Below are 9,648 nucleotides of genomic sequence, written 5' to 3'. Positions count from 1 at the left end.
CGCCCGAACCGGCCCCCGAACCCGCCGCCGCGCCGGCCGTGGCCGCCGAGGCCTTCCCGGACGCCTCCGTTCGGGCCGCCGCCCCGGCGCCCGCCACCGGCGAGCCCGTCGCGGTCGCCATCGTCGGCATGGCCGGCATGCTCCCCGGCTCGCACGACCTGGACGAGTTCTGGGAGCACCTGACGGCGGGCGACGACCTCGTCGACGAGATCCCGGCGGACCGCTGGGACTGGCGCCGCCTGTACGGGGAGCCGACGCCCGGCGAGTTCCGCACGACGGCGAAGTGGGGAGGGTTCCTGCCCCGGGTCGACCTGTTCGACCCGCAGTTCTTCGGCATCTCCCCCCACGAGGCCGTGGCGATGGACCCGCAGCACCGGCTCGTGCTGGAGGCGGCCTGGAGCGCGATCGAGAACGCCGGCATCCGGCCGTCCGCGCTCGCCGGCACCGACACGGGCGTCTTCATCGGCAGCAGCACCTACGACTACTTCGAGCTCCAGCACGCCCTCGGCGTTCCGCTCGACGGCTACAGCACGGTGGGCAGGGCCCACGCGATCATGTCCAACCGGGTCTCGTACCTGCTGGACCTGCACGGACCCAGCGAGACCATCGACACCGCCTGCTCCTCCTCGCTCGTCGCCGTCCACCGGGCGGCCGAGGCGATCCGCGGCGGCGACTGCGACGTCGCGCTGGCCGGCGGCGTGAACGTCATCGCCTCGCCGACGCTGTTCGTGGACATGAGCCAGGCCGACATGCTGAGCCCGGACGGCCGCTGCCGTACCTTCGACGCGCGCGCCAACGGCATCGTCCGTGCCGAGGGCGTGGGCGTGGTGGTGCTCAAGCGCCTCGACGCGGCGATCGCCGACGGCGACGTCATCCACGCCGTCCTGCGGGGCAGCGCCGTCAACCACGGCGGCCGCACCAACTCGCTGACCGCCCCGAACCCGGACGCGCAGGCCGCCTGCATCGTCAAGGCGCACCGCCGCGCCGGCGTGGACCCGCGGACCGTCGGCTACGTCGAGACCCACGGCACCGGCACCGAACTCGGCGACCCCGTCGAGGTCGAGGGCCTGAAGTCGGCCTTCGGGGAGCTGTACGCCGATCACGGCGCGGCACCCGGGCGGCCGCACGTGGTGCTGGGCGCGGTGAAGACCAACACCGGCCACCTGGAGGCGGCCGCGGGCGTCACCGGCCTGATCAAGGCGCTGCTCGCGATGCGCCACGGGTCGATCCCCGGCAACGTCCACCTGGAGAAGCTCAACCCGCACCTGCGTCTCGACGGCAGCCCGCTGCGCCTGCCGGCCGGGAACGAGCCCTGGAACCGGGTCCGCACGCCCGACGGGGCCGAGGCACCTCTGAGGGCGGGAGTGAGCTCCTTCGGCCTCGGCGGGGTCAACGCGCACCTGGTGGTGGAGGAGTACCGGGAGGCGCCGGTCCTGCCGACGGCGGGGGAGCGGCTGTTCGTCCTGTCGGCGAAGACCCCGGAGCGGCTGCGCGACTACGCGGCGCGCCTGGCCCGTTGGGTCGCGGACCACGAGGACGTGGACCCGGCGGCCCTGGCGCACACCCTGAGCACGGGCCGGGAGGCCTTCCCCGACCGTCTCGCGGTCGTCGCCGACTCGCCGCGTGCGCTGGCGGCCGCCCTGGAGACGTGGCAGGCCGGCGGACCGGTCCCCGGCGTCTTCGCGGGGGACGGCCAGGACGCCACCACCGCGCTGCTGCTGGACGGCCCCGAGGGCGGCCGGTACCTGCGGGCCGTGGTGGAGGCGGGCCGACTGGACAAGGTCGCCCGGCTGTGGGTCGGGGGCGCCCCGATCGACTGGGCGGAACTGTGGCCGGGAACGACGCCCCGGCGGGTGCCCGCACCGACCTACCCCTTCGCCCGGGAGAGCTACTGGCTCACGCCCGGAGCCCGCTTCGACGCCCTGCAGGCGGCCGAGTCGGGCCTGGTCGCCGACACCGCGGCCGAGGCGGATGCGGACGACCCGGCCGAGGCCGGGCCGCAGACCCGTGCGGGATCGCAGACCGCGCCCGGCGTCGTGGCAGCGGCGCGGACGCCGGCCGTCGTGGAGGAGCCCGCCGCCGCGCAGCCGGCCGAGGCCGGGGCTCCCGCCGGAGACGACGCCGAGGGCGCCGTCCGTACGCACGTACGCGGGCTCCTCGCGGCCCACTTGGGCATGCGGCCCGAGCGCCTGCCCCTGGACCGGGCGCTGTCGGACGCGGGAGTGGACTCGCTGGGCTTGCGCCGGCTGGGCCGCCGCCTCGGCGCGGACTACCAGGTGGAGGTGCCGACCCGGATGTTCGGGGTGGCCCAGACGGTACGGGCGGTGGCCCGAGCCGTGTTCGAGGCGTACGGGCCACTGCCCGCGCCCCAGGAGCAGAAGCAGACGCAGAAGCAGGTTCAGGAGCCGGACCCCGCCCCCGCCGCACCGGAGGCGGACCAGGTGGCGGCCCTGCTGGCCGGGCTGCGCGACGGAACCGTCCGCGTGGACGACGCGCTGGCCGTACTCGAAGGAGGGGCGGGCCGATGAGCACCGACCTGCGTGACCTGCTGGCGGCGATCGCCGCCGGCAAGCTGTCCGACGAAGTGGCCGAGCTGCTGGTACGGGGCCTGGTCGACACGACCGCACCGGCCGTCGCACCCGCCCCGGCCCCGCCGGCGGCCGCCGCCCCGAAGGCGCCCGCCGGGCCGTACCCGCTCAGCCGCGGGCAGGCCGCGCTGTGGGCCCTGCACGCCGACGACCCGCAGACCGTCTCCTACAACCTGCCGCTGGGCCTGTGGCTCGGGCAGGACGTGGAGGAGGAGCGGCTCGTCGAGGCCCTGACCGCGATGGTGCGCAGGCACCCGGAACTGGGCGTCTCCGTACGCCTGGACGCCGGGGGGCCCGTGCAGGAGGTCACCGGCCGCACCCCGGAGGTGACCCGCCTGGACCTCGGTCACGTGACCGACGGGGAGTTCGCCGCCCGCGTGCGCAACCTGGTCCGCCGCCCATTCGACCTGGAGCAGGACCCTCTCTACCGGATGTGGCTCGTCGCCGCCCCCGGCGGCGCCACCCTGCTGCTCCTGGTGTTCCACCACCTGATCACCGACGGGGTCTCCAGCCACCTGCTGCTGCGGGACATCGTCGCCTGCCACGACGCGCTCGCGCAGGGCCGCGAGCTGCCGCCGGTCGAACAGGCCGCTCCCTACGCCGAGTTCGTGGAGTGGCAGCGGGCCATGCTCGCCGCACCGGAGACGGAGGAGCACCGACGCTGGTGGCTCGACCGGCTGACCGGCGCCTCCACGGCGCCGGTCCTGGACGCCCTGGCCGATCGCCGGCGGACCGCATCCGCCTCGCACACCGGCGGCGAGATGGTGCAGTTGCGGCTCCCGCACTCCACCTGGGCGGCTGTCCAGGACAGCGCCCGTGCGGCGGGGCTGACGCCCTTCAGCGTCGTGCTCGGCGCCTTCCTCGCGCTGCTGCACCGCCACTCGGGACACCGCGACCTCAGCGTGATGGTGCCGACCGACGGCCGACCCGCGCAGCGCTTCGACCGGACCGTCGGCTACCTGATCAACCCGGTGGTCCTGCGCGTGGACTGCGACCCCGACCACAGCTTCGGCGAGCTCACGGCCGCCGTCGGAGCCCGGATGGCGGAGGCCGAGGAGCACAGCGCGTACCCCTTCGCCTCCGTCGTCGACGACCTGCGCCGCACGACCGGCACCGCGGCCGGCTTCGACATCGGCTTCTACATGCAGCAGGGAGTCGGCGGCGACCAGGACATGGCGGCAGGGCAGACCGTCTTCCGGGACGCGCTCGACCTGACCCAGGAGGGCGAGAACGACCTCGTCGTCGAGGTGGTCGTGCGCGACACCGGCGTGCTCCTCTACTTCAAGTACGACCCGGAGCGCTTCGACCGCACCACCGTCGAACGGCTGGCCGAGCACTACCGGCTGCTCCTGGACACGGTCACGGCCGATCCCTCCGTACGCCTCGCGGACCTCGACCCCGCCACCCCCGCCGAACGGCGCACGGTCGAGCGGGCCAACGCCACGCGCGCCGAACGGCCGCGCGACGTCACCGCCGCCGACCTGGTGCTCGCCCGCGCCCGGCGCGGCCCCGGACGCACCGCCCTCGTCGACGCGGCGGGCTCGCTGACCTACGGGGAACTCGCCGGGCAGGTGCACGCCCTCACCCGGATCCTCACCGAGCAGGGCGTACGCCCGGGCGACGTCGTGGGCGTCCTCGTCGCCCGCCGGGCCGCGCTGGTCGTGGCCCTGCTCGCCGTCCAGGCCGCGGGGGCCGCCTACGTCCCCCTCGACCCGGAGTTCCCGGCGGCCCGGCTCGCCCACATCACCGCCGACGCGGCGCCGGCCGCCGTGATCGTCGATCCGCACCTGGCCGACCGGCTGCCCGAGGACGCACCCGGCGTGCGCGTCACCCTGACCGGCCTGGAGCCCGAGGCGCAGACCGTCGCCCCCGTCGCCCGCCGCGACGACGACCTCGCGTACGTCCTGTACACCTCCGGATCCACGGGCGAGCCCAAGGGCGTCGAGGTCTGCCACGGCAACCTGGTCAACCTGCTGGTCGCGACGGCCGAGCGGCCCGGCTGCTCCGAGGACGACACCCTGCTGGCGGTGACCACCGCCGGATTCGACATCTCGGGTCTGGAACTGCTGCTCCCGCTGACCCGGGGCGCCACCGTCCACATCGCGCCCGAGGACGTGGTCCGGGACGGGTTCGCGCTGGCCGACCTCATCGGCGACGCCGGCGCGACGGTCGTCCAGGCCACGCCGGCCACCTGGGAGATGCTGCTGCACGCCGGCTGGACCGGACGCGTGCGCAGGCTGCTGTGCGGCGGGGAGGCGCTCACCGCCGAACTCGCGGACCGGCTGCTGGACCGGTGCGACGAGCTGTGGAACATGTACGGGCCCACCGAGACGACCATCTGGTCCTCCGCCCAGCGGATCCGGCGGGGCGGCCCCGTCACCGTGGGCACCCCCCTCGCCAACACCACCTTCCGCACCGCCGGTCCCGACGGCACCCCCGTGCCCTTCGGCGCGGTCGGCGAACTCCTCATCGGCGGAGACGGCGTCGCCCGCGGCTACCGGGGCAAGCCGGAGCTGACCGCCGAACGCTTCGTGGGCGACCCGGCGACCGGGGAACGGCTCTACCGCACGGGCGACCTCGCCCGCTGGTCGGCCGATGGGGACATGGTGCTGCTCGGGCGCGCCGACCGCCAGGTCAAGCTGCGCGGCCACCGCATCGAACTCGGGGAGATCGAGGCCGCCGTCCGGCGCGCCGGCCGGGCGGGCGCCGCCGACGGCATCGGCGACGTCCGGGTGGCCGTACGCGAGGACCTGCCCGGGCAGCCGCGCCTGGTGGCCTTCGTCCTGGCCGGCATGGAGGCCGCGGAGGCCGCGGTCGGGCGGATCCGGTCCTGGCTGCCCGCGTACATGGTCCCCTCCCGCACGGTCGCGCTGGCGCGCTTCCCCCTGACCCCCAACGCCAAGGTGGACACCGGTCCGCTGACGCGCCTGCCGATCGACGAGCTCGTACGCCGCTTCGGACACGAGGACCGCCCCGCCGAACGGCCGGGGGAAGGCGGCCGGCAGCCCCGGCCGGCCGGCCACGGAGACCTGGCGGAACGACTGCGCCGGAGCGCGGCGGCCGTCGCCGGGCTGCCCGTGGAAGAGGTCCCCCTCGACCGGCCCCTGGGCGAAGTGGGCTTCGACTCGATCGGCTTCACCCACCTCGCGGTGGCGCTGCGCGAGCGATTCGGCGTCACGGTGCGCCCGACCGTCTTCTACGCGCACCCGGACCTCACCTCGCTGGCCGCCCACCTGAGCGCGGCCCACCCCGAGGCGTTCGCCGCGACGGACCGCCGCACCGCCCCCCGGACCGCGTCCGAACCGGTGGTCGCAGCGGCCGCCGCACAGCGCGGATTCGCACCGGTGGCCGTCGTCGGCATCGGCGGACGGCTGCCCTCCTCCTCCGGCCTGGAGGCGTTCTGGCAGCACCTCGCCGGCGGACGCGACCTCACCCGGCCGTACCCCATGGAGCGGGGCTTCTCCGCGCGGGTGTTCCCGCAGGGCCTGCGCGGCTCCTTCGTCGACGACGTGGACGCCTTCGACGCGGCGCTCTTCCGCATCTCCCCCCGGGAAGCGGCGCAGATGGACCCCCAGCAGCGCCTGCTGCTGCACGCCGCGCACGAGGCCGTGCTCGACTCCGGCCAGGTCCCGGGCGCGCTCGCCGGCAGCCGCACGGGGGTGTTCGTCGGACTCAGCGGCACGGACTACCTGAGCCTGCTCGGCCCGGGCTCGCCGGAGATGGGCGACCACTTCCTGATCGGCAACGTCCCCTCGATCGCGGCCAACCGCATCTCCTACGTGTTCGACCTGCACGGCCCCAGCGCCGTCTTCGACACGGCCTGCTCCAGCTCGCTCGTCGCCGTGCACCGGGCGGCCCGCGCCCTCCAGCAGGGGGACTGCGAGATGGCCCTGGCCGGCGGAGCCAACCTCCTGCTGTCCCCGCACGGGTTCACCGGCCTGCGGCGCGCCGGGATGCTCAGCCCCGACGGCCGCTGCAAGACCTTCGACGAGCGCGCGGACGGCTACGGCAGGGGCGAGGGCGTCGTGCTCCTCGCCCTCAAACTGCTCGACCGGGCCCTGGCCGACGGAGACCCGGTGCACGGCGTGCTGATCGGCTCGGCGGAGAACCACGGTGGTCACACCCACTCGCTCACGGTCCCCAACCCGCAGGCGCAGCGCGACGTCGTGCTCGCCGCACACCGGTCGGCCGGGGTCGCGCCCGACACGATCGACTACATCGAGGCGCACGGCACGGGGACCCCGCTCGGCGACCCGATCGAGATCGACGCCCTCAAGGAGGCGTTCGGCCGCCTGTACGCCGACTGGGGGATCCCGGTGGTTCCAGGACGCACCGGCCTCGGGTCGGTCAAGACGAACATCGGCCATCTGGAGGCCGCGGCGGGCGTCGCCGGCGTCGTGAAGGTCCTGCTGGCGATGCGTCACCGCACGCTCCCCGGCCTGGTGGACCTGCGGACGCCCAATCCGATGCTCGACCTCGACGGCAGTCCGTTCCGGATCCAGGCCGCAGCACAGACATGGGAAACACGCGAGGGGACGCCGGCCCGGGTCGGCGTCAGCTCGTTCGGTATGGGAGGCAGCAACGTGCACGTGGTAGTCGAAGAGGCGGGACAGCGTTGATGAGCGGCACCACCGAGGACAGGACCGCCCGACTGGTCCTCCTGTCCGCCGACGGCCCCGAGCAGCTCGAGCGGTACCGGGCCGAGCTGTGCACCTGGCTCGACGAGCACCCGTCGGCCTCCCTGGACGGCGTCGCGCACACCCTGCGCGTCGGCCGGGAACCCCTGCGGGAGCGCATCGCCCTGGTCGTCGGGAGCGTCGCCGAGCTGGCCGCGCGCCTGCGCGACGGGGAAGGCCTCGTGACCGGCACCGCGACCGCCGACGCCGCCGCGGCCTCCGGCGGCGGGGCCGGGCCCGTGGCCACCGACGATCCGGCCGAGGCCGCCCGCCTGTGGGTCACCGGCCGGGACGTCGTCCTGCCCGAGCCCTCCGGCGACCGTCCCGCCCGCCGCCCTGGCCGACGGCCCCGGCGAACGGCTGCTGACCGGCGAGGAGTTCTACCTGCGCGACCACGCCCTGGGCCGGATCCGGATCCTGCCCGCCGTGGCGGCCCTGGAGTTCGCGGTGGCCGCGGCCGAACAGCAGGGCCACGGCCGCGCCACCGGCATCGTCAACGTGCTGTGGGCCCGCCCCGTGCTCGTCGAGGACGAGCCGGCCCGCGTGCGCCTGCACCTCGAGCCCACGGCCGACGGGGTCTCGTACGAGGTCCGGCTCACCGACGGCAGCGCCGAAGGCGCGCTCTGCTCCGCCGGCACCCTCCGCTTCGACGCCCGCCCCGAGGCGCCGCGCCTCGACCTGGACGCGATCCGGGCCCGGCTGCCCCGTACGGCCACCGCCGAGGAGTGCTACGAGGTCTTCAGCGCGCTCGGCGGCGGCTACGGGCCCAGCCTCCAGGGGCTGCGCTCGGTGCTGTCCGCGCCGGGCGAGGTCCTCGCGCACGTCGCCGTGCCCACGGCGGCGGACCTCCCCTTCTCCGACTTCGCCCTCCACCCCTCCCTGCTCGACGCGATGCTCCAGGCCTGCCTGTGGACCGACGAGGCCCCCTCGGCCCCGCGCGCCCGGGAACTGCCCTTCTCCCTGGACGCGGTCGAGATCTTCGGACCGCTCCCCGAACAGGGCCACGTGCACGCCGTGCGGACCCCGGCCGGCCACGACATCGCCCTCGCCGACGACCAGGGCCGGGTCCGCGTGCGGCTGCGCGCCGTCGTCACCCGGCCGGTCGACGGCGCCGCCCGCCTCGACGGCACCGTCGGAGCCCACCTGCTCGCGCAGCGCTGGCAGGACGCGCCCGCACCGGCCGCCGGCCGGACCGTGCGCACCCTCCTGCTCGGCGAGGAGACCTTCACCGGAGCCGAACGCACCACCGCGGACTCCGTCTTCCCCCGCGACGAGGAACTCCTCCTCGTCCACACCTCGGACGCCGACCCGCTGCCCGCCCTCACCGGGCTGTACCGGTCCTGGGCGGCCCAGCCGACCCGCCACCCGGTGCGCGTCCTGCACGTGTTCCGCACGTCCGGCGGGGTCGAGGACGCACGCGCCGAGGCCCTGGACGGGTTCGCGCGGGCCCTCGCCAACGAGGACCCGCAGTTCCTCGTCTCCGCGGTCGACGCGGGCACGGCGGGCCTCGCCGCCACCGTCGAGTCCGAGGCGCGCGCCGCCCACGAGTTCCGGGTCCGGTACACGGCCGCCGGCCGGCAGGTGCCCCGCTGGGAGCCCGTAGCCGCCGACCCGGCACCGCTCGCCCCGCGCGGCACGGTGCTCGTCACCGGCGGCGCGGGCGCCCTCGGCCGCCGGCTCGTCGCCCACCTGGGAGGCGACGCCCGCTACGTCCTGACGGGCCGTTCGGCGCAGGCCGACCTCACGGAGCTGCGCTCCGCCGGTCTCGACGTCCACTACATACCCGCCGACCTGGGCGCTCCCGGCGCCGCCGGGGACCTCGTCGAGCGGATCCACGGCTCCTTCGGGCCGCTCCACGGAGTCCTGCACCTCGCCGGAACCACCCGGGACTCCCTGCTGATCGGCAAGACCGACCAGCAGAGCGCGGCCGTGCTCGGCCCCAAGGTCCGCGGCACCGTGGAGCTGGACCGTGCCACCGCCGGCGACCCGCTGGACTTCTTCATCTCCTTCTCCTCCATGTCGGGGGCCGCCGGAAGCCCCGGCCAGACCGACTACGCCTACGCGAACCGCTTCCTGGACGCGTTCACGACCTGGCGCCGGGGCAGCGGACGGCCGGGCCGCAGCCTCTCCGTGTTGTGGTCGCTGTGGGCCGACGGGGGCATACGCGTCGACGCCGACGAGGCCGCGGCGGCCCGGATGGCCCGGCAGGTCGGACTCGTGGCCATGCCCACCGACGCCGGACTGGAGGCATTCGACCGGGCCCTGGGCCACGACGGCGACCACGTCCTGGTGGCGCACGGCACCCTGGCGCGCCTGCGCGAGGTGCTGAACGCGCCGGCGCGTTCAGCACCTCGCGCAGGCGCCCACCGCCCCGTCGGCCCCCC

3 protein-coding genes and 1 pseudogene are annotated in these 9,648 nt (G+C 75.6%); all 4 read left to right on the top strand.

The window, feature by feature from the left end:
• On the top strand, positions 1 to 2,528 hold a 2,528-nt coding region (locus tag PV721_RS36960; protein WP_319732231.1), incomplete at its 5' end, for a type I polyketide synthase.
• Positions 2,525 to 7,207 (top strand): non-ribosomal peptide synthetase, encoded by a 4,683-nt coding sequence (locus PV721_RS36955; RefSeq protein ID WP_319732230.1) that lies wholly within the window; start codon positions 2,525 to 2,527, stop codon positions 7,205 to 7,207. The genes PV721_RS36960 and PV721_RS36955, both read left to right, overlap by 4 nt.
• A pseudogene (locus PV721_RS44150) lies at positions 7,105 to 7,371 on the top strand (hypothetical protein); the annotation flags it as partial. The gene PV721_RS36955 and the pseudogene PV721_RS44150, both read left to right, overlap by 103 nt.
• Positions 7,372 to 7,516: 145 nt before the next feature.
• Positions 7,517 to 9,648, top strand: a 2,132-nt coding sequence (locus PV721_RS36950) for an SDR family oxidoreductase (protein ID WP_319732233.1), incomplete at its 3' end; no start/stop codon positions are given.

It is taken from the genome of Streptomyces sp. MB09-01 (assembly GCF_033794505.1).
Taxonomy (GTDB): domain Bacteria; phylum Actinomycetota; class Actinomycetes; order Streptomycetales; family Streptomycetaceae; genus Streptomyces.
Note: the sequence above shows the minus strand (reverse complement) of the source record. Positions and strands in the feature narration are given on the sequence as shown.

Coding starts and splice junctions, on each gene's coding strand:
- PV721_RS36955 (WP_319732230.1), top strand. CDS start 2,525: ATGAGCACCGACCTGCGTGACCTGCTGGCGGCGATCGCCGCCGGCAAG.